The 18,782-nt window shown below is 51.1% G+C and carries 20 protein-coding genes, 1 pseudogene and 1 riboswitch; of the genes and pseudogenes, 8 read left to right on the forward strand and 13 right to left on the reverse strand.

The annotated features are described in order from the left end of the window. Nucleotides 1-111: 111 nt before the first annotated feature. Entirely contained in the window at nt 112-429 is a 318-nt protein-coding gene (locus tag OGV19_RS10010; RefSeq protein ID WP_264309612.1) for a hypothetical protein, read from the forward strand. 96 nt (nt 430-525) lie between these two features. Here the strand turns inward: OGV19_RS10010 and OGV19_RS10015 are convergent, their stop codons facing one another. Both OGV19_RS10015 and OGV19_RS10020 read right to left on the reverse strand, forming a co-directional pair. Beyond that, nucleotides 526-1,530 (reverse strand): replication initiation protein, encoded by a 1,005-nt coding sequence (locus OGV19_RS10015; protein WP_264309611.1) that lies wholly within the window; start codon nt 1,528-1,530, stop codon nt 526-528. 210 nt (nt 1,531-1,740) lie between these two features. Then, a complete protein-coding gene (locus OGV19_RS10020; protein WP_264309610.1) occupies nt 1,741-2,070 on the reverse strand; it encodes a helix-turn-helix domain-containing protein in 330 nt (109 codons plus the stop codon). Nucleotides 2,071-2,233: 163 nt separating this feature from the next. Between OGV19_RS10020 and OGV19_RS10025 the strand changes: the two genes are divergently transcribed. The 6 genes from OGV19_RS10025 to OGV19_RS10050 all read left to right on the forward strand — a co-directional run bounded on the left by OGV19_RS10025 (nt 2,234) and on the right by OGV19_RS10050 (nt 5,515). Further along, nucleotides 2,234-2,542: a hypothetical protein gene (locus OGV19_RS10025; RefSeq protein WP_264309609.1), complete on the forward strand. Its 309-nt coding sequence runs from the start codon at nt 2,234-2,236 to the stop codon at nt 2,540-2,542. Nucleotides 2,543-2,589: 47 nt separating this feature from the next. Beyond that, the gene (locus tag OGV19_RS10030) at nt 2,590-2,952 is read left to right on the forward strand and encodes a hypothetical protein (protein WP_264309608.1); all 363 of its coding nucleotides are present in this window, start codon (nt 2,590-2,592) and stop codon (nt 2,950-2,952) included. Then, nucleotides 2,949-3,482 carry a hypothetical protein gene (locus OGV19_RS10035; protein WP_264309607.1) on the forward strand — a complete coding sequence of 178 codons (534 nt, stop codon included), beginning with the start codon at nt 2,949-2,951 and terminating at the stop codon, nt 3,480-3,482. The genes OGV19_RS10030 and OGV19_RS10035 overlap by 4 nt, the downstream gene beginning before the upstream one ends. 49 nt (nt 3,483-3,531) lie before the next feature. Further along, nucleotides 3,532-3,714, forward strand: a complete 183-nt coding sequence (locus OGV19_RS10040) for a hypothetical protein (RefSeq protein WP_264309606.1) — start codon at nt 3,532-3,534, stop codon at nt 3,712-3,714. Nucleotides 3,715-3,880: 166 nt separating this feature from the next. Next, on the forward strand, nt 3,881-4,009 hold the full coding sequence (locus OGV19_RS10045) for a hypothetical protein (RefSeq protein WP_264309605.1): 129 nt from the start codon (nt 3,881-3,883) through the stop codon (nt 4,007-4,009). 102 nt (nt 4,010-4,111) lie between these two features. Further along, on the forward strand, nt 4,112-5,515 hold the full coding sequence (locus tag OGV19_RS10050) for a C-type lectin-like domain-containing protein (protein WP_264309604.1): 1,404 nt from the start codon (nt 4,112-4,114) through the stop codon (nt 5,513-5,515). 39 nt (nt 5,516-5,554) lie between these two features. Here the strand turns inward: OGV19_RS10050 and OGV19_RS10055 are convergent, their stop codons facing one another. Beyond that, nucleotides 5,555-7,222, reverse strand: coding sequence for a hypothetical protein (locus tag OGV19_RS10055; RefSeq protein ID WP_264309603.1), 1,668 nt, complete (start codon nt 7,220-7,222; stop codon nt 5,555-5,557). Nucleotides 7,223-7,573: 351 nt separating this feature from the next. Between OGV19_RS10055 and OGV19_RS10060 the strand changes: the two genes are divergently transcribed. Further along, the gene (locus OGV19_RS10060; RefSeq protein WP_264309602.1) at nt 7,574-9,124 is read left to right on the forward strand and encodes an EAL domain-containing protein; all 1,551 of its coding nucleotides are present in this window, start codon (nt 7,574-7,576) and stop codon (nt 9,122-9,124) included. 64 nt (nt 9,125-9,188) lie between these two features. Here the strand turns inward: OGV19_RS10060 and OGV19_RS10065 are convergent, their stop codons facing one another. From OGV19_RS10065 to OGV19_RS10110, 10 genes and pseudogenes are all read right to left on the reverse strand, one after another. After that, nucleotides 9,189-10,784 carry a recombinase family protein gene (locus tag OGV19_RS10065; RefSeq protein WP_264309601.1) on the reverse strand — a complete coding sequence of 532 codons (1,596 nt, stop codon included), beginning with the start codon at nt 10,782-10,784 and terminating at the stop codon, nt 9,189-9,191. A 59-nt stretch (nt 10,785-10,843) separates the two neighbouring features. Then, nucleotides 10,844-12,694 (reverse strand): annotated as a pseudogene (locus OGV19_RS10070) (transporter substrate-binding domain-containing protein); the annotation flags it as partial. Between the two features lie 11 nt (nt 12,695-12,705). Beyond that, the gene (locus OGV19_RS10075; protein WP_264313243.1) at nt 12,706-13,320 is read right to left on the reverse strand and encodes a response regulator transcription factor; all 615 of its coding nucleotides are present in this window, start codon (nt 13,318-13,320) and stop codon (nt 12,706-12,708) included. A 222-nt stretch (nt 13,321-13,542) separates the two neighbouring features. Beyond that, nucleotides 13,543-13,785 carry a DUF1272 domain-containing protein gene (locus OGV19_RS10080; RefSeq protein ID WP_264313244.1) on the reverse strand — a complete coding sequence of 81 codons (243 nt, stop codon included), beginning with the start codon at nt 13,783-13,785 and terminating at the stop codon, nt 13,543-13,545. 66 nt (nt 13,786-13,851) lie between these two features. Beyond that, a complete protein-coding gene (cobM, locus tag OGV19_RS10085) occupies nt 13,852-14,604 on the reverse strand; it encodes a precorrin-4 C(11)-methyltransferase (protein ID WP_264313245.1) in 753 nt (250 codons plus the stop codon). Between the two features lie 32 nt (nt 14,605-14,636). After that, nucleotides 14,637-15,029, reverse strand: coding sequence for a cobalamin biosynthesis protein (locus tag OGV19_RS10090; RefSeq protein WP_264313924.1), 393 nt, complete (start codon nt 15,027-15,029; stop codon nt 14,637-14,639). Between the two features lie 17 nt (nt 15,030-15,046). Then, nucleotides 15,047-15,730: a CbtA family protein gene (locus OGV19_RS10095; RefSeq protein WP_264313246.1), complete on the reverse strand. Its 684-nt coding sequence runs from the start codon at nt 15,728-15,730 to the stop codon at nt 15,047-15,049. Between the two features lie 9 nt (nt 15,731-15,739). Then, nucleotides 15,740-15,925 carry a CbtB domain-containing protein gene (locus OGV19_RS10100; RefSeq protein ID WP_027593390.1) on the reverse strand — a complete coding sequence of 62 codons (186 nt, stop codon included), beginning with the start codon at nt 15,923-15,925 and terminating at the stop codon, nt 15,740-15,742. Between the two features lie 93 nt (nt 15,926-16,018). After that, a riboswitch (cobalamin riboswitch) is annotated at nt 16,019-16,241 on the reverse strand. A gap of 162 nt (nt 16,242-16,403) precedes the next feature. Then, nucleotides 16,404-17,504, reverse strand: a complete 1,101-nt coding sequence (locus OGV19_RS10105) for an LLM class flavin-dependent oxidoreductase (protein WP_264313247.1) — start codon at nt 17,502-17,504, stop codon at nt 16,404-16,406. 296 nt (nt 17,505-17,800) lie between these two features. Further along, nucleotides 17,801-18,736 carry an RHS repeat-associated core domain-containing protein gene (locus tag OGV19_RS10110; protein WP_264313248.1) on the reverse strand — a complete coding sequence of 312 codons (936 nt, stop codon included), beginning with the start codon at nt 18,734-18,736 and terminating at the stop codon, nt 17,801-17,803. Between the last annotated feature and the right edge of the window lie 46 nt (nt 18,737-18,782).

Here is an 18,782-nt window from a genome sequence, read left to right on the forward strand (position 1 = left end):
TGATATAGTAAAAGTCCGGTATTTTACTGCCACGTCATTCTCCCTGTCATTGTAAAATTGACAGCTCCCCAGGTCACGTATAGTATTTTGGCGAAAATGGAGTGCAGTGCAATGGATAGAGCAAGCGATTACGAAAGTGCGGTAATTCAGGTAAATAGCTCCATCCGTGAGTTAGAAAGAGTAATCCTCACCGACCGAATTGAAGGGGTTAAGATTTTAGAGTTTTTTCTTTCTTTCAATCCTTCAATATTTAACCAAGATGATTTGAGCATCAAAATAGATGCGTGGCGACTGTTGAATGGGCATTGTAAGGTTCATGCACACCTGATTATCGAGCAAAGCATAACCTTTGATATTCCCATCTGGAAAACCTACAGGGAAAAAATTCAAAAGGTAATAGACCGTAGAAGGGAGATTTTTGGAGCTTAGTCGAGAATATTGGATTAGGAGGGGAATATCCGTCCAGAAACCTCCCCTACTGGGCTATTATCCCTGATATAGTAAAAGTGCAACTTTTGTCCGCGACTAAATTTTGTCCGGCTTGCCAAGCTCATACCACTTTGTTCTTCCTATGCCTAATTTCTCCCAAGGTTTGGCCTTAGAAATAGTCTGGCGCTCTGTGTTAACTCCGTTTATCTTTCTGTAATAGTAGGTTCGTTTCGGTATCCCTTCTTCCTCCCAAGGTTTATCCCCTGTGTAAATCACGTTTCCTTTGCTTTTGGCTCTTGATTGCTTAGCTCGCTCGCTTTTCAGTTCGTTGAGCCTTTCAATTGAAAAGTGCTGAGTGATGAAGCGATACACGCTGTCGGCAATGGTCCTAACCTCGTTCATGCCTAACGGGCACTCAAATGTGTTGAACATCATCGCTTGGTCAAGGATCTCGGCATGTAACTCGACCTGGTGGAACCTGTGCCAATTCGAATAGGCCCATAAGCGTAGCGTTTCGAACAAGGTGCAGTTTCTTCCAGATGCGAATCCGTCCTCTACGTTCTTCTTTTTCTTCGCCTCCCTCTGCTGCCTAACAAGGTCTTTATCTACAAACTCATTAAGATAATCTAAGTCATACGGCTCATCTTCAAAGGAGAAAACTTTATAGGCGGCTGAATTGAACGGGTTTTTTGTCAGTAATCCGTTATAGTTCATATCTGCGCCGATTCTCACAGCAAGCCCATGCTCAACATCCGAACAATATTTAATAGGCTTTAAAAGCCCTCTAACGTCTGTTTTAACAGATGTATTGAGGATGTAGGTTAGGTGAGAGCGGCCGTTGTCTAAGTTTCTGACTATCAAGTGCGGAGCTGGCAATCCTTTATCCGACCAGTCCAGCACGCTCATTTCACTATCCAAATCAAATATCATGAAATATTTGTGAGTCAGCGAATTGGGTTGAAGGTAGATGGATTTTATAGCTGAACTTACTGTGCCAACTTGCTTTCCGAATAAGTAGTTGTTTGTATGGTAGGGCTTTTTAGGAAGTTTCGACCTGTATACTTCAAGCGTATTTTCGAGCGTTAATTGGCTGCAGTGCATTTTCTCCTCTATTATTTTTATTATCAGGAGAAAAATTCGAGACTGGCTCTTGCTACATCAACTTTAAATGGTATATTGAATATACAAAGTGTTGAGCGTAGAAATTGTTAAGGTTGGTCGCCCCGGAATTTCTACTCCTTTATAAGCAAGATAACATTTACCCCTTAAAGTGCAAATTTTAAGGGGTTTTGTTTTATGATTCAGATTGAATTAGTCTGTTTTGGATGCAAGGGCTTTATCAACAGCGGCTTTGAGTTTTAAAAGTGCGCCTTTATCTGCTTTACAAATAACGTTCAGTAGGTAAGCACGCATTTCTTCTTCGGTCGGTTCTGTCTTTGTCTCCACAAAGAAGTCACGAACCTGGACCTTCAAAACACGGGCGAATGTCTCAAGCGCATCAAGGCTTGGCGTCCGGTCGCCCGTCTCCAATCGACTGATGGTCTTCGGATCGAAGCCTGTCAGCTCGCCGAACTCGGCCTGTGTCAGACCTGCCTGCTTCCGGTAGTGACGTAGCGCCTTACCGATGTCTGTTCGTGCCATGAGAAATCCCTTGAAGAATCAATCACTTAACGACACGGGAGCGGCCTTTAAAACGCCCTCATAAGTCACCTTTTGATTTTGTACTTCTAATAATGTGACCTTTTAGGTAGAGTTTTTACGCCTGCCGATCAACGGCCGGCGTCTGGGACAGGAGAAAAGGCAGATGAAACAGGTAGTTATGGCGCTGGTGCTGGGGTGTGGGGCGGCTGGAATGGTTGGGTGCGCAGAGATGCAGCAACAGGCCGGATCGCTCCTGGGACAACCGACCCAGCCGCAGCAAGTCGCTATGGAAGGTGGCCAGCCGGTGCAGTCGTTGGGTGGTGGTCAGTCGAGCCAAGGCACGGTGCAGAACGCCGTAGCTCAGGAAGGGTCGTCTATGGCGTCGGACATGGCGAAGGAAGCATCCAGCACGCTGAAAAATGAGGTGAGTTCGTCCATCCGCTCCGCCATCCGTGGTGCTTTCAGCCGCTGATAAATAAGAAGCCCCTCATGGGGGCTTTTTTGCTGGGGTGCTGATAAATGAAGCAAGACGAAAATGGGCTATATGTAGCTAATGATGGTTCAAAGCATAGAACCGACTATCACGCTTTTAAGCATGATGAAGAGGCTTATAGAGCAGCATTAAATCATGGACTTAAACCGGCTGACTTGAACGGGAAGCTGGCGCAGATTGTAACGCTACTCTTCTTTTTCTTTGCAGGAATATTTTTTTGGGATAACAAATCCTACTTTTCAGCTTTGCTAATGGTCCCGATAGGTTTGACTGCAATGATGCTTGTGGATTGGTGCCTTAAGCGCATCCATCCTTTTTTGAGATTTTTGATACTACTTTTTTGTGTGTGGTTCGCTCTATACGCTGGCAATGGTGGGTGGTGGCGATGAAAATTTTTATTGTGCTACTGGGGTTAGGCTTGGCAAGCCAAAGCTATGCAGCCTGCCAAGATAGATATTATTACTATCGACCAGCTCTAAGTATGACGAATATCAAAGGCTGGCAAGTCTACGATGACAAAGGCTTTATAGGGAGTCGAGAACATTCCGACATTGAGCGAATGGTCAATGAATGTGGTTCCCCTGCCAATGGCAGTAAATATAACGTTCAAACAATAGTGAACATAGTGGTTCCAGCTAATTTCTATCAGCTTAGAAAACCACTGTTTGGCTATCCAAATATTCGTCTTCCCAACGGTGTTAACGGTGGGCAAGGAGTGTATCTGGACATACGACAGCGGCCAGGGTTTTCCAGTATTCAGGCCCAGCATTCCGGCGAAGTGCGAAAGAATGGCAGCGTGGGGCTGGTGCAAGTCTATTTGGTTCGTGATGGCCTGGACGATTTGAAAAACCCTGAATGGTTTTATAAAAACCACTCCTACCTAACGGGGAAGGGATATAGCTACACCACATTTAAATAAACTTGCTTTTAGTTAAGCAAAAGTTACGATAATGAAAAAGGTATATACAATGAAAAAAATCGCTATAACAATATTCGCTCTGTGTGCTTTCGCCACCTCGGGAGCATTTGCCGAAAGTAATGGGAGCGGGAACCCGAACAATGCAGGAGGTAGCGTTGTAAAAATCACAAAACCACCTTATTTTGTTTGGAAAGACGGCAAGCTGATAAGAAACCCGCAAGCTCAGAATTAAAAATATTTCCAATACATAGATGTAATTGAAAGGCGCCTCACTCTACAGGTAGAGGTGCTTTTTTATGAGGCACTATCAATATATTCGTAAATGGTATTTTTTCAGCGTTGCACTCACTTGAAAAGTTAGGGTGGTAAGTGTTAGCATGTGAAAAAGGATATATATAATGATGACATCTCTAAAAGCTTTGAGAAACAAATACAAAGAAGAAGCACACCCGAAAGCAATGTTTGAACAGACTCGAGAGGAGCTAAAACAAATGGTGCTCAAGAACGCCGCCGCCAAAAAGAAATAATCAGGGTTTAAGTATGCTCATAGCAGAAGGAGTTACATTGACGTAGAGATTCTTTTGTTTTTTTTGCGTGATACAATTTACGTATACGCAAATAATTAAAAAATGAAAAACCTGAAATATTTCCTTCCTGTATTTTTACTTTTCTTACTCCCTCACGCTTCTGCAGATGGTGGTTTTTGGTGGATTACCTGCACCAAAACGGCTGCTTGCCCAACTGGACAGACGGGGCTGATTACCTATCAAGCAACGGTTAACGGCAATGCATTCAACTGCAACTCTGGCGGTATTTACTGGGGGAACCCTGTAAGTAATACATGCAAAGTAGTAGCACCTGTATACCAATCCACAAAAACTGAGAGTAAATCGCTCAGTTGCCCGGCAGCGCAACCAAGCGGGACATGGACGCAAAGCAGAACCTACGAGCTATGGTCTGATGGGAGCAAAAAGAACTATTCATCTTGGAAGGATGTTAAAAAGACATGTGCAGCCGTAAAGCAGAGCACTCAGACCGAGAATAGGAATGTGGCTTGTGCAATTGGAGAGACTGGATCAATCCAACAGAAACGGACCTATGAGGTTTGGAGCGATGCCACTAAAAGAAATTATTCTGGCTGGGTGAATGTTTCCAGCACTTGCAAGCCTATCCCCTCTGAGACAATCGAAACAAAGGATGGTGTTCAGGAGGAAAGCTGCGATTCTTATTATGGAGTTGCGCAAGGAACCTATTCAGGGACAGTATATAAGCACGGAACTTACACAACGACATACAGCGCTACTGCAAAAACAACCGACACTAAATTTCAATTTGAGATCACGAACGTAGATTTTGAGTCATGCGTCGCACAAATCACTGACGTTATACAAGAGACAGATGAGTTAGCATGCGCAGCGGGGCAGACAGGGAGCATTCAACGATACAGGATTAAAGCAACAAATTCCCAAGGTCAAATCAGCTACCCTTACGGGAGTCAGTGGGTAGTTAGCAATAATAACTGTGCTTCTATTCAGGTCGATAATCAGCCTACGGTTGATGCAGGTGCTACACCTAATGGTTTATTAAGCAATATCTCTGTTACCTCGTCCAGCCTGCAAAATGGAGAATCATTCTCCAAGTATCTCAATAGCCTTGCTACATCCAATTGGGCTGCAAATGAACGCCATAAACTCACCGTAAACATAGACGACATGAGTAGTGGTGCATATAGTCCTGCTAAGATTGGCGCGTTGATTGCTAAGTTTCAGTCAGTAGTTGGCACTGAGAATGCTGAGGTGGAGATTTCTCTACCAATAGCAATAGATAAATATTTGGGCGCTGGAGAGATCACAGCTGCCGCTGTGGCAGCAAAATCAGTGATTTTGAAAGACGTAACGTTCGATGGCACATCTGCTATAGTTAATTATTACAAGGTGAGTGATTTGCAGACGAGGCCACCAACCAAGAAAAGCACGGTTATTAGCGTAATTCCAATTGGCTTGGGACTTACTGGCATAACTTCCAGTCGTTAAGTATTCAATCCGAAAATCCACCTTATAGGTGGTTTTTCATTATCTTGGCCTGATGATCTTTCGTCGTATCTCCTTTGCAGACGGTAGGTCTGGGATTCTTTTACCATATAAGTCAATTTGCCCTAACTGTGCGTCTACATTGGCTTCTGCCTCTTTTGTAAATTGTTTATCTTCTGATTCGTCATTTTCTACTACTCGCTCATAAGCTTTTCTCGCTCGCTCCAGATATTTTTCCTGAATATCTTGGCGTCGAGCGGCGAACGTTTCTTCAATCCAGCTTGTGATGCCATCTATCAAATCAGAAAGATTGGTTCTGAATAGCTTTAATTCGGCTTTTATCTTGGCATGGGCTACAAGATCTCTATCATGTTTTACACGATCCTTATCTATAACGTCCTTGTAATGCTCTGATTTGCGACGGTAAGCGTCTGCCTGCTCGTATTCCTCTGCTGTGGCCTCCATAGCCATCCTGTGGCGCTCCGTGGCATCTTCCGCCTTGCTGAGCTGAGTGGCGACATATCGTTTAGCCTTCTGTGTGTATTCTTGGGCTTTCTGTGCATTCTCCTTTGCCTGCCCAGCCTCCTGCTTCGCCAACTGGGCTTTTCTAACAGCCTCGTCTCTTTGTTCCTTGGCGAGTGTGTAGAGGTTAAAGGCACGTTCCGATTTTGGTTTTTTTGCCTCTCCGTTGATGTAGCGGAGTGTGTTCATGTGCCCCTCGGTCTTTTCGTGTTTTTTTGCATAGTAAGGGGTGTTTTTCAATAGTCTATTATTTGTATAGGCATAAAACATATCCTGCAAATACCCAAACAGTAATTGAGACTCCAAAAAATCAGGCTTCTCGCCAATCAGTTCTGTTCCTGGGCGATGCTTTTTCAGATAGGAATTAACTTGATTGATCTGCGTTTCGCGCAGGTCGTAACGCCCGGTTTTACTGTTCTTTGTTGAAATGAATAAATGCGGATGGTCGCTATGATCTTTTAGATCAACGTCTTCATCACCGTGCAAAACAATGAAGTGAATAGGGTATTCAGGAAACACCTGCTGGTAAAAATCTTTGATTAAGTCAATTCGACCTGCTGCGCTAACCCCTGAAACTTCATTTTTAGAAGGAAACTTGAAAAAAGCTTCTTGAATAACAGCCTGATTTTTCTTGATGAGTGGATTAGGGCCAAGCTCAATCTCGTTATGGCAGTCGAGAAACTGCTTTGCAGTGTCGAGCTTCTGGCTTTTACGCTTAATATCGAATTGATCAAGGTCGGACAACAGCTGTTCAGTGTCAGCGGTGCCTGATACGTTCAGGATATTCTGAAAGGCAAGAATGCTTCCTTCGTCCGTTTCTTTTTTACTGGCATTTTTGACTTTATTTTTGAGCTTTGTGCGCGCTTCCAATAATTCGGCCCTGTTGTTCTTAACCAGTGCTGGCGCTTCCGATTCATTGGTTATTTTCGCAAGAAGAGATTCCCTTTGTTCTTTCGGATAGTCGTTTAATTTTATCGTGCCGATTTCTGGTAGCCAGATTAAATTTAAATGAGATTGTTCATCGAACCATTCCAGCTTCTTGGGCTGGCTTGCGGGAATGCGCAGAGAGTGGCGCAGGCTCTTGAACAATTGACGGCGACCGCCATGTCCATTTGTTGATTTTTTCTTGATTTCATTCGTGTAGTTCAAGGTTTTGAAAATCATCGAAGTTATTTTTTTGCCATTCATTTTGTCCTCATGTTGATAGTTAATTTTTAAGTCCACACTGTTTTTGCTTCTGCCCTTCCGGCCAGGAACCCGTGCTTACTACCGCAAGCGAAGCGTCTTAACGAAGTTAAGTGTGGTGGTAAGCCCAACGGGTTAAAAGAAGCCCTACTTAAATATTAGCATTTGGATCAATGCTTTTGCTCTTAGCCGGATTTGTCCGGCTGGCCCTGACTTGTTAGGGCCTGCTTTTGGTGCTGGATTTGTCCAGCGCCGTCACGCATAGCGTGATGGTGGAAAAATGCACGTAGAGACCCTATGCAACCCCACAGAGATGTGGCATAAGACGGAAATAGGGAATCACGGGTGGTGCGCATGAAAAAGCTCGAAAAAAGCACTCTGTGCTATTTAGCTGGATGCATGACTGTTGGAGTGCTGTTCTCGTTTGGAGTATCACAGTTTCTATGGTTGATTAGTGCAGACAACAGAATAGAATCCTACGCTAACGTTGTGCTAAACCATGCGGAAACGGTTGCAGAAAACCTTACCGCTGCACTTGATGAACTAAACAAAGCATCTGAACAATCTTGCGGACCGTCAGACCTGGACGCTCTAAAAAGAGTCACCTATGAATATCGCTTTGTAAAAGATGCTGGACGAATCGAAAATAAAACCATTAACTGCTCTGCTATGTGGGGGTTAATCCCCTCATTTCGATTGGTTGGTGATGGTAGAGTTACCAGAAACAATGTTCAACTTTGGGGTGGCGTTTCAAGTTATTTCCCCAGCTCAGTAAAAATTGATATTTCAGCAAAAGGAAACTCATTCGTTGTTACATCACCCACCGCATTTGCACCTTTTGAATCTCCGTCAGTGGAATTAAATTCATCTATTGTATCTCGTGATGGTAAAACCATCATGCGCACATTCGGTGATTCTCATCAAGGTAATATGCTAACCAGCGCATTCGCAAGGCTGTGTTCTGAAAAATACGACATCTGTGTTAGCTCGAATATTCAAGCCAATATTTTCATGGCCAATAAACCTGGCCTTCTCTTGTTTATTGCATTGATTGGGTGCTCATTGGGCTTGTTAGTTTTCTATGCTGCCCACCAATACCGAAGGGTTAGGGATTCACTTTCCTACCGTTTGAAATATGCCATTAAAAACGGATTAATATCAACTGCATATCAGCCGATTGTTCATGGCATTAATGGCAAGGTTTCCGGTTTCGAGGTTTTGGCACGTTGGCATGATAGGAAATTCGGCTCAGTCCCTCCAAATGTTTTTATCCAAAAGGCAGAGGATCTTGGTCTGCAAGAAAATCTGAGTAAACTCATTGTTAATAAAGCATTGGAAGAATGCTCGAAAGGCTTGGCTTGCAATCCTGATATATATTTGAGCTTTAATATTGAAACCAAAGACCTTTTAGGTGGTGATCTTGTTAGGCATATCTCAGATACAGCTAAAACCCACGGAGTATTAGCAAGTCAGATTGCAATTGAAATCCTTGAAGGTGCAACGGGTGAAATTAGTAAAATTGAAGAAAAAATTGAACATCTTCGACTGTGTGGCCATAAGGTATTAATTGATGATTTTGGCTCGGGCTATTCAAGTCTTTCTTATTTGGCAAAACTCAATGTTGACGTTATAAAAATTGATAAATCGTTCACGCAAGCTGCTGGAACAAACTCTCCGGCAGCAATAGTTCTGCAAAAAATTTACGAAATAGCAAAAGCCTTGGATACTCAAATTGTTTTTGAAGGTGTAGAAACGGAAACACAAAAAAAGGCAATTCTGGATTTTTGCCCTGACGCACTTGTTCAAGGATGGTTATTTAGCAAGGCATTGCCAATAAATGAACTTACAGAGAAAGTAAAATCACAAGCTGCTCGAGGCAAGGCAATGAACTTTGCGCATGATTGATTTTTATCAAAGCCCTAAAAGGTGCCCAATCTCTGATTGGGTGCGTTTTAGGGCTGATAGCGGTTCAGAGTCGAGTTTTATTTTCGGCAGTGTATCCGTCAGGGGTGACACTAATTCGGTCGATATGATTTCCTGAAAGATGAATATCTATAGCGAAATATTTTTTCTTTATTGGGGTAATTGAAACCCTAACGGCTTGACTAACGAGAAAATTGTTAATTTTAATTCGGCCGCTTTCAGTCAATAGCAGCTTGTAAATGTCCATCACGCTAATTGCTGACTTGGTTGCAAGGTGCATTGAGCTGATTCTAAGGCCGACTTCATGTTGTTTAGCTTTGAGTTGATCTAACTCTTCACTGACTTCCTCAATCCTGCTCAAAACGTATTTTTGGGCGGTTTCCGAAGCTTTTTCAAGAATGGCAAAATTACTTTCTAACGCTTGTCCTTTTTGAATGACGAGCCCTGTTAATTCTTCATGCTCTTTTTCGAGGGCTTTAATGTCGTTGGATTTGGCTATTATCTGATGGAATGGGATTAGGGCCTGATAGGCAAGAAATATCTCCTCAACCCTGGCATAACGGTATCGGACGCCTTTCCCCGGCTCGGCATAGGAACAGCGTCCAGCTAATGAGGCGGAACATACCAAATCAACATATTGACTTTTTTGTGCGTGATAACGAAAACCTGAACCACAAGCGCAAAAGACCAAGCCCCGAAGGATATTTTTAAATTCAGCAGCCTTCCGCCCTGCAAGTTTTGGATCTTGACGCTGACTTAGCTTTGCACCAATCCTATGGAAGTCTGATTCACTGATTACGGCGGGATAGTAATTTTTAATCTCTTTTTTAATCTGAACTGGCTTTCCTAAATCGTCCCATTCCATAGCGATGAATGAGCCATAGATTGCAGGTTGGCGAAGAACCTTACCTATCATGCTTTCGGTGTATTTTTTTGAAAAATTTAGCTTGTTAAGTTCTTGAGCGGTAGTTCTTGCACCCATTTCAAAACAAAGTTCTGTCGCTCGCTTGACGGCCTCTGCGTGCTCGTTCAACACAAATTCGCCATCAACATAGCTAATCCAGAAGGGACACCGCTTCGTGATTATCTGGCCGTTTTCACCCTTCAATAAGTTTCGGGCTTTGGCGTCTGAGATACGCTCTGACTTGTTACGGCTTTCATCGTTTGCCCTTTCCAGAATGTTCTGAATCAGGCTTATGTCAACGCTGCTATCTCGCTTCCGGCGAGAGTAGAGGCGGTTATCAAACAGGGTGTAAATTGCACAATCGGCTTGGATGATTGAGATTATTAGTTCAAGGGCGTCATAACCACCCATCCGGCTGATTCGGTCGAAGGATTCGACCAGCAGCAAGGCGTTGGGTAGGATCTCTTTGGCCTTGATCCGCTCCACGAACCGGGCCAACTGGCCGGATTTCAGATTCTTGCCCTTGAAGGCAGAAACGCCCAAATCCTCGTAGTGCTCGACCTGCCGAGCTTGTGGGTATTGGTCAAAAAACCGTTTGAGCTGGTCAAGCTGCCGCATCTCGCCAAACCCCAGCTTTTGGGCCTTGGATGAAAAACGGATGTAGCTATATACGTTGATGGTTTCGTCGCCCTGGAACACCTCCGCAAAGGCTCTGGGCAAGGGGTTTGCGCTGGTCATGGATGCTCTCAACCCTTCAAGGATACTGGATGCTACCATTTTCTACTAAAAACACTGGTCATTGCATTCATCGGGGTACGGATTTCATGGCTCATGGTTGCCAGGAAAGTGCTCTTGGTCTGGCTGGCCTGTTCGGCATCGTCCTTGGCCTGGCGCAACTGTTCGAGCAGGCCGCGGCTCAAGGCCAGTTGGGCTTGCAGGGCGTGCTGGGCTTCGGTGCGCTGGTGGATCAGTTTGCGCAGGTAGCTGTTCCAGAAAACCACCCCGGTCAGCAACAGGGCCGACAGCACCAGTACTTGCAGCGCCAGGGTGCGGTAGTCGCGCCAGGGGCTGTCGCTGACCAGTGTGCTGGTGCGCCAGCGGTTGATCAGTTGGTCCAGTTCTTCTGGAGGGATGCTCAGCAGCGCCTTGTCGAGAATGGCCTGCAGTTGCGGTTGGTCCGGGGCTACGGCGAATGCCGCGATGGCCGGGCTGTCGTCCAGCACACTGGCGATACGCAGCCGGTCCTTGAATACATGGTTGATGTAGTAGGTGGCGTTGATGTGGTTGCTCAATGCAACGTCGGCGGCGCCATTGGCCACCGCCTCCATGAGCCCGAGGGGGTTGTCCACTTCCACCATTTTGGCGTGCGGGTAGCGGCGCACGAGTTCTGCCTGCTGCGGCGAGCCGCGAACCAAGGCTACGCGCTGGCCGTCGAGGGCTTTGGCCTGCGCCGATGATGTTGCATCGTTACGGGTGACCAACACCCGTGGGCTGACCAGGTAGGGGCGGGTAAAACGCAATTGCTTGGCGCGTTCTGCGCCGTAGCCCAGAGCGCCGATCATCTGCGCGTCACCACGTGCCAGGCGGTCGACCATCACCTGCGCCGACTGGCTCTCGATGGGCTTGAAATGCAACCCCGTGCGCAGGGATATCTGCTTGAGCAGTTCCAGCGTGATGCCGCTGGTGCGGTGCTGTGTGTCGTTGAAGGTCAGCGGCGCGAGTGAGGTGTTGATCAGCACCTTGACGGTGGGGTTGCGGGCTATCCAGTCCTCTTCTTCAGCGGTCAGCGCCGTCAGGTGGCGCTCCAGCAGCAGGCTGGTGTTACCGCTGGTCCAGCGGCGTAGGATGGTCAGGCGCTCGCTTTCGGTGATTCTGGCCAAGGCCTTGTCGACCAGGCCCAGCAAGCGTTGGTTGTCGTTGGCCAGGGCAAACGCAAAGATACCGGGCGCCACCTTGCAGAAATGGTCGATCTTCACCGTGCCCTGGTAGCTCTTGCCGATCAGAAAGTCGGTGCTGATGGCATCGCCCAGGTAGGCGTCGGCCTCGCCCAGCTCGACGGCGGCAAGGCCTGCCAGGGTTGAGCGGTACAGGCTCAATTGCGCCTTGGGGTAGAGCGCGCGCACGGTATTGGCGGGCAGGTAATGATCGACCATGGCCAGGCGCAGGCCGTTCAGGTCTGGGGTGGCTTTCAGCGAGCGGCCTTCGCGGGTGACGATGACCGGCAAGTCGTCGGCGTAGGGCTCGCTGAGGCCTAGCTGGGCGTCGGCCGCCTCGAAGCCGTTGGAGCTGCCCAATAGGTCAATGTGGCCGTCCCGCAGTGCCGCAATGGCTTCGTGGCGGTTGTCGAACCGCCGGACTTCGATCGGGATGCCGAGTTGTTCGGCGATGATGCCTGCATAGTCGGCGCTCAGGCCTTCGTAGTCACGTTGGCTGATGTTGATCTCGAAGGGCGGGTAATCAGGCCGCGAGCTGCCCAGCACCAGGTGGCCGCGCCGCTGCAGCCATTGGCGGTCCTGGTCGTCCAGTTGCATGGGCGCTGCGGCGCTGATCGAGCGCGCGAGCAACTGCCGTGGTTCGCTGTCGGCAAACACGCCGGTGGAGCCGGCCAGGCCGATGATCAGCAGGATGCTCGCCAGCAGGCGCTTCATGGCAACCTGGCTCAGTTGACGCTGTTGCGCTTGGCCAGATCGACCATTTCCACCAACGACTCGGTCTTGAGCTTCTCCATGATGCGGCCCCGATAGGTGCTGATGGTTTTGGCGCTGAGGTTCATGCAGGTGCCGATGTTCTTGTTGTTTTCACCGCGAGCAAGGCGTCGCAGCACTTCCATTTCGCGGTTGGACAGGCTGCCCAGGCGTGTTGGTTCGCTTTCCAGCGAATTGCTGTTGACCGACATCTGCGGGAAGGTCGAATAGCCTTTGACCAGGGCTTTGAGTGCAAACAGCAGGGCCTCATGGTCTTCGTCCTTGGTGACGAAGGCACCGATGCCGGCATCCAGGCAGCGTCTTACGTACAGGTCGGTGGCTTGCCCGGTCAGCACCATGATCTTGGGCACTGGCTCCAGACACTGAAGCCGTTTGATGACCTCCATGCCGTCCAGGCCGGGTAGTCCGATGTCCAGCAGAACGACGTCCGGGCGCAGTTCGCGCGCCACCTGGGCCACCTCATTGCCATTGCCGACTTCGCCAACGACGTGAAAACGCTCCCGCTCAAGCAGCAGGCGCAAGGACAGTCGGACAATAGGGTGGTCGTCGACGATCAGGACGGTTGTCATCAAGAAAACTCCTGTAGGGATGTGGTCCGCTTCCTGGAACACTCAGGAATACGTCTGCAAGTGGGTTTATCGGAAGCGCTGCAAGATACGACCATTCCCCAGGTTTGGTAATGCCGAGTATAGAGTTGTTGATTAACCCTGTGCGAGTTGTTGAAAATTCCTACAAAAAACAGGGATAGACACCGCCCGCTCGACGTGGCGATGCCTATTTTCGCAAGGCCGCTACGCGCAGTCGGTGTGGGATTTGAGCACGCGCAGGGTCGAGGCGGGGTTGTTGGCCAGCGCTTGGCCGACCCGTGTCGGGCGTGTCAGCAACTGGCCAGAACAGTTCGGGCAGCGGCCGTGCAGGCGGGTGTCGGCACAGGTACGGCAGAACGTGCATTCGAACGAGCAGATCAACGCGTCCGGGCTATCGCCCGGCAGGTCGGCGTCGCAACACTCACAATTGGGTCGTAGCTCCAGCATTGGCATGGCTCCTGTTTGCACACGGGAGCCTGGAGTCTGCTACGCCAGTGCCAAGGCTGGCAATGCTCAGTCGCCAGGGCGATAGAGGTGCGCGTGCCCGGCTCGGTACAGGGCCGACTCGGCGAACGGCGTGTCCCCCAGCACATGGCCCACGAGTATCAGCGCGGTACGGCGAAAATCCTTCAACGCCACGCGTTCGACGATATCGTCAAGGGTGCCGCGCACCCAATCCTGGTCCGGCCAGGTGGCGCGATGGACGACGGCAACCGGGCATTGCGGGCCATAGTGGGGTAACAGTTCACTGACAATACGCGGCAGGTGCTTCACGCCCAGGTGGATGGCCAAGGTGCTGCCATGGCGCGCCAGATCGCCCAGTTGCTCGCCAGGCGGCATCGGCGAGGTGTCGCCAAAGCGGGTGAGAATCACGGTTTGCGACACTTGCGGCAGGGTCAGCTCGCAGCCCAGCAGGGCCGCACTGGCGGCGGTGGCGGTGACGCCCGGGATGATCTGATAATCGATGCCCAGCTCACGCAGGTGGCGGATCTGCTCGCCGATCGCGCCATATAGGCTGGGGTCGCCGCTGTGGACGCGGGCCACGTCCTGGCCTTGTGCGTGTGCCGTGCGCATGGCGCTGATGATCTGCTCCAGGTGCAGTTCGGCGCTGTTGATCACGGTCTCGGCCTGGTGCCCTTCGAGCACGGCAGCGGGTACCAGGGAGCCGGCGTAGATGATTACCGGGCACTGGCGGATCAAGCGCTGGCCCTTGACCGTGATCAGTTCCGGATCGCCGGGGCCGGCGCCGATGAAGTAGACCGTCATGGAAAGTCCTTGCAATAAAAGGGATGCGGCGATTATCGCCCGCAGGCCAGGGCGAGGGTAGCCGGGCCGAGCACCTGGCGTGTAACCCGCAGCTTGGCAGTGCCAAGGTGCTGGCTGGCCATGGCCAACGCCGCGCTTTCTGCGACGCCCCAGCAACCGCTGTGCGCGTGGGCGACGGCCGAGCGATGGCTGAGCAGGGGCTCAAAGGGCAGCAGTTGCCGGGCATCGTACAGCAGCAGCGGCAGGCCAAAGCGTTTGGCAAGTTCCTGCAGGCCGGGTTCGTCGGCCTTCAAGGTGATGCTGGCGATACCGCGCAGTGCAGACAGCGCCAGACCATGGTCATTCAAGGCCTGGCGCAGCAGGGTTTCGAGGGTGTCCGCCGGGCAGCCCCGGCGGCAGCCGAAGCCGGCGTACAGCGCCGGCATCGAGGGGTGCAGCGCCATCAAGCCTGGCTGGAGCGGCGGTACAGCCACGCGCTAAGCAGGCCCAGGGCCACCCAGAAGGCCGCGTTGGTCAGCCAGGAGGCAATCTTGAATTGGGCTTCCAGGGCCTCGGGGGCGAGGCTTTGATGAACCTCGGGTTGCGGTGCACCAAACACATGCGGCAGTACCAGCAACACGGCGCCCAGCGCCTTCAGCAGCCAGTGGCGGGCAAACACCAACAGCGCCAGGCCTAGGGCGGTGGTACTTGCGGTGCCGACCCACCAAGCTTGGCGTTGCCCCAGGTCGGCGGCAGCGGTGCCCGGTAGCTCAGGCGGCAGGCCCAGGGTAGGCGCCAGGCAGAACACGGCAAACCCCGCCAGGCCCCACAAGGCGCCGGTGCCCACGCGCTTCGGCTCACGCAGGCTGTACAAGGCGACGAGTATCAGCGCGAAGCCGACTGCGACCACCAGGTTGCCACCGGTGGTGGACAGGATGCGCTGCCAGCCATCCTCAGGCGACCAGGCTTCTTCGCTGTGTTCATGGGCACCAGCGCCGTGCTCATGATGCTCGGCGGCCGGTGCGGCGGACTCGTAGGTTTCCGCTTCAAGAATCAATGGAGCAACCCAGAAGCTTTGCAGCAGGGTCAACAGCAAGGCGGCAAGCAGCCCGCTGAAGCCCGCGGTACGGGCAATGCGCGTGATCATGGGGCGTACTCAGTGGCAGGGGAAGGCGGCGCTGTGACGGGTGTCGTGGGCCGCATTGTGGACGGCCTCGATGTGCGAGAAGCCGGCAAAATAGACCAGGCACAGGCCCAGCAGGCTGGCGCCGACGGCGATGACGACACGCTGACTGAGGGTGACGGGGGTGGCAATGCTGTGTTTGGCGCTGGTGACGGGCATGACGCGTTCCTCTGCTTTTTGTGGGCAACGGGCAAGCGCGGCAGCCCCGAACGTGATCCGCCCAGGGGAATGCGACAGCGCCCGCCCACCGCGGGGTGTTCATGAACGCCAGGCCGGTCTCCGGGCTCACGAGGAGGAGCAGGGCTCCTGAAAAGCGCCCCTTCCCATACCAGATGACGCGGCACAGTGGTCTAGACGCTTCGCTCGCTTACCGTTGCGGGGGCAGCACCGGCTTTGTCGTGCCCTGGTCGAGGGCTTGCGACGCACCGATTTCCCGTTTCACCCCCTGAGGGGCACCTGAACGCGAGGCATTAGGAGACCACGAGGCAGGTTTTCCGTCAATTGCACAGCGGTATGCGCGTGAAAAGTATTTCAGAAATTGTAGGCCAGCAATTTTCGGGTTTTGCAGTGCCTGTGAGCTCGAGCGCCGCCCGCTCGGCGCTTGAGCTCACAGGCGGCAAAAGAGTCCCGCCATGCCCTAAGCTGTCCGCGCGCTACGCCCAGCCTCCCGCTGCGCCACCAACCCGCGAATCCGTGGAATCAGTTCCTGCCCATACTCCACCGCATCGCGCAACTGATCGAACCCGCGGAACAGGAAGGTGCTAACCCCCAGCTCGTAGTACGCCAGTGCCGCCTCAGCCACCTGGTCCGCTGTCCCTACCAGCGACGTCGAGTTGCCCGCACCGCCGCCCAAAGCGGCAATCTCGGTCCACAGCCGGGTGTCATGCACCTTGCGCTGGCTGGCCAGTTGCACCAGGCGCTCTGAGCCGGCGTTGCTTTTGCCAAAGTTCTTCTCGCGGCGGTTGCCCTGGCGGATGCCGATGCGCGTCTGGGCATCGGCCAGAATGCGTTCGGCGCGGGCCCAGGCTTCTTCCTCGGTAGCCCCCAGAATCGGCCGCAGCGAAAGGCTGAAGCGAATGTGCTGTTCACGCCCATAACGGGCTGCAGCCTTGCGCACCTTGGCAATACGCTCGCGAACCTGCTCCAGCGGCTCGCCCCACATCATGTAGACGTCGGCATGCTTGGCGGCCACTTCGACTGCGGCGTCTGACGCGCCGGAGAAGTAGATTGGCAAATGCTGCACCGGTTTGACCAAGGTCAGGTTGTCTTCGACACGGTAGTGAATGCCCTGGTGATCGAAGGGCTCTTGGCGGGTCCAGGTGTTGCGCAGTACCTGCAGGTATTCATCGGTGCGGGCATAACGGGCCTCCTTGTCGAGGAAGTCGCCATCGCGCTGCAGGTCGCCGCTGTCGCCGCCGGTGATGACATTGATCGAGGCCCGGCCCTGGCTCAGCTGGTCAAGGGTGGCGAACTGGCGAGCGGCGAACGTTGGCGCCTGGAAGCCCGGGCGGTGGGCGACCAGCAGGCCGATGCGCTCGGTAAGCGCTGCCACGTAGCTGGCCAGGATCATCGAGTCTGGCGCACTGGTGTTGACCGCCAGCAATGCCTTGTCGAAGCCGCCATATTCCTGGGCCTGGGAGAAGGCCTTGATAAACTCCAGATCAACCAGCGGGCCACGTGGTGCCTGGGATTCGCTGCTTTCCTGCGGGCCGATGAGGCCGATGAATTCGAGGCTCATGGGTGAAACTCCTGTGTTGTGAATGTGCGAGCGGGGCCGCGACAGGAGCACTGCGTGATGCAGGGGTAGGCTGCCTGGCGGGGCGATGGTAGACAGCCTCCGCCAGGTGTGGGGTCGGTTTTGATGGGTAGACCTTAGCGTGGGGTGGGTGGGGTTGGGAAAGGCTTTGTGGCTCTATGCTAATATTATTTAATGGTATTTAGCTTCATGTATTGATGCATAATTTGCATTTTAGATTGCATCGAATGCTGCAGAGTAAACCCGTTCATTGGGGACGTTCTTAATGCTGTCTTCAATCATGCGCTTCGAAGTTTTTTAGCGTCTTGTGGTGTGAAATCTACGAATGAGTAAGCCCATGGGCGTTGTGGTGTTGTCTCAGGCATGTCTTTATAAGGTTCGGATAAAAGCCCGAAACTGAAGGTGCCAGGTTCTACGCCGTTTACCATCACTGCGTCGCTAATGCCGGGAATAGCGCTCACCTTTACATTGTTCTGATTTGAGAATTTTTGCCCAAACGATTCGCCGTAGCCTCCTAGGCAAGCGGCAAAAATGACTTTCCTGTATTTTTGGGGATTTATATTTTTGCTCGTTAGCCATTTAGCGAATTTAAATGGGCCCATGGAGACGCCGTCGATTAGTATTTCACTCTCTCTGCCATGAGTGTATATCAATAGCTTTGGCTTTTTAAAAAGACTAGGTTTGGATTCATAGACCCCATAATTTTTATCGAATGCGTGTATTTTTCTGAAACCGTATTGGAACCGACGCATCTTGGTTCCATGGAGTATTGGAGCCGACGGCGCGTGACCGTCTAGATCAAGCAGATTAACCGGGTCGTTGCGAACATAGGTGTAGGCATTGATGCCCCCTTTAGCAAAAGGGCTGAGGTTGTCAGGGCTCGAAAAACGCATAAGTGTTGTTGAAAACCAACGGTATCCTGCACCCAAACCGTACATGCCTGTCACAGCGTCGCAGTGCTCGCCATTAAAGCCTACAGGCAGTTCCCCGATCGCTTGGTAGAAGCCAAAAGGGGTGTAAGACAGTGAGTGCAGGACGTGGCCGGGAGCCTCCATGATGGAGGATTGCATTTTGTCTGAGGCAATTATGATAATAATAGAGGAGTGTGATCTGTGTTGAATGGCGAGCGCCTGTCGGTCCTGATTGAATATTCGAGTAGTTCTGGAAGATTGAACCAAGGTAGTGGGTTTGCCAGACTGATAAAATATAAACATGAATAGAGCCTCCTGATTTTAATCTAGCTTGAGGGGATGCCCACAG

This window comes from Pseudomonas putida (assembly GCF_025905425.1).
Lineage (GTDB): Bacteria > Pseudomonadota > Gammaproteobacteria > Pseudomonadales > Pseudomonadaceae > Aquipseudomonas > Aquipseudomonas putida_AF.

Coding starts and splice junctions, on each gene's coding strand:
- OGV19_RS10010 (WP_264309612.1), top strand. CDS start 112: ATGGATAGAGCAAGCGATTACGAAAGTGCGGTAATTCAGGTAAATAGC.
- OGV19_RS10015 (WP_264309611.1), bottom strand. CDS start 1,530: ATGCACTGCAGCCAATTAACGCTCGAAAATACGCTTGAAGTATACAGG.
- OGV19_RS10020 (WP_264309610.1), bottom strand. CDS start 2,070: ATGGCACGAACAGACATCGGTAAGGCGCTACGTCACTACCGGAAGCAG.
- OGV19_RS10025 (WP_264309609.1), top strand. CDS start 2,234: ATGAAACAGGTAGTTATGGCGCTGGTGCTGGGGTGTGGGGCGGCTGGA.
- OGV19_RS10030 (WP_264309608.1), top strand. CDS start 2,590: ATGAAGCAAGACGAAAATGGGCTATATGTAGCTAATGATGGTTCAAAG.
- OGV19_RS10035 (WP_264309607.1), top strand. CDS start 2,949: ATGAAAATTTTTATTGTGCTACTGGGGTTAGGCTTGGCAAGCCAAAGC.
- OGV19_RS10040 (WP_264309606.1), top strand. CDS start 3,532: ATGAAAAAAATCGCTATAACAATATTCGCTCTGTGTGCTTTCGCCACC.
- OGV19_RS10045 (WP_264309605.1), top strand. CDS start 3,881: ATGATGACATCTCTAAAAGCTTTGAGAAACAAATACAAAGAAGAAGCA.
- OGV19_RS10050 (WP_264309604.1), top strand. CDS start 4,112: ATGAAAAACCTGAAATATTTCCTTCCTGTATTTTTACTTTTCTTACTC.
- OGV19_RS10055 (WP_264309603.1), bottom strand. CDS start 7,222: ATGAATGGCAAAAAAATAACTTCGATGATTTTCAAAACCTTGAACTAC.
- OGV19_RS10060 (WP_264309602.1), top strand. CDS start 7,574: ATGAAAAAGCTCGAAAAAAGCACTCTGTGCTATTTAGCTGGATGCATG.
- OGV19_RS10065 (WP_264309601.1), bottom strand. CDS start 10,784: ATGACCAGCGCAAACCCCTTGCCCAGAGCCTTTGCGGAGGTGTTCCAG.
- OGV19_RS10075 (WP_264313243.1), bottom strand. CDS start 13,320: ATGACAACCGTCCTGATCGTCGACGACCACCCTATTGTCCGACTGTCC.
- OGV19_RS10080 (WP_264313244.1), bottom strand. CDS start 13,785: ATGCTGGAGCTACGACCCAATTGTGAGTGTTGCGACGCCGACCTGCCG.
- cobM (WP_264313245.1), bottom strand. CDS start 14,604: ATGACGGTCTACTTCATCGGCGCCGGCCCCGGCGATCCGGAACTGATC.
- OGV19_RS10090 (WP_264313924.1), bottom strand. CDS start 15,029: ATGCCGGCGCTGTACGCCGGCTTCGGCTGCCGCCGGGGCTGCCCGGCG.
- OGV19_RS10095 (WP_264313246.1), bottom strand. CDS start 15,730: ATGATCACGCGCATTGCCCGTACCGCGGGCTTCAGCGGGCTGCTTGCC.
- OGV19_RS10100 (WP_027593390.1), bottom strand. CDS start 15,925: ATGCCCGTCACCAGCGCCAAACACAGCATTGCCACCCCCGTCACCCTC.
- OGV19_RS10105 (WP_264313247.1), bottom strand. CDS start 17,504: ATGAGCCTCGAATTCATCGGCCTCATCGGCCCGCAGGAAAGCAGCGAA.
- OGV19_RS10110 (WP_264313248.1), bottom strand. CDS start 18,736: ATGTTTATATTTTATCAGTCTGGCAAACCCACTACCTTGGTTCAATCT.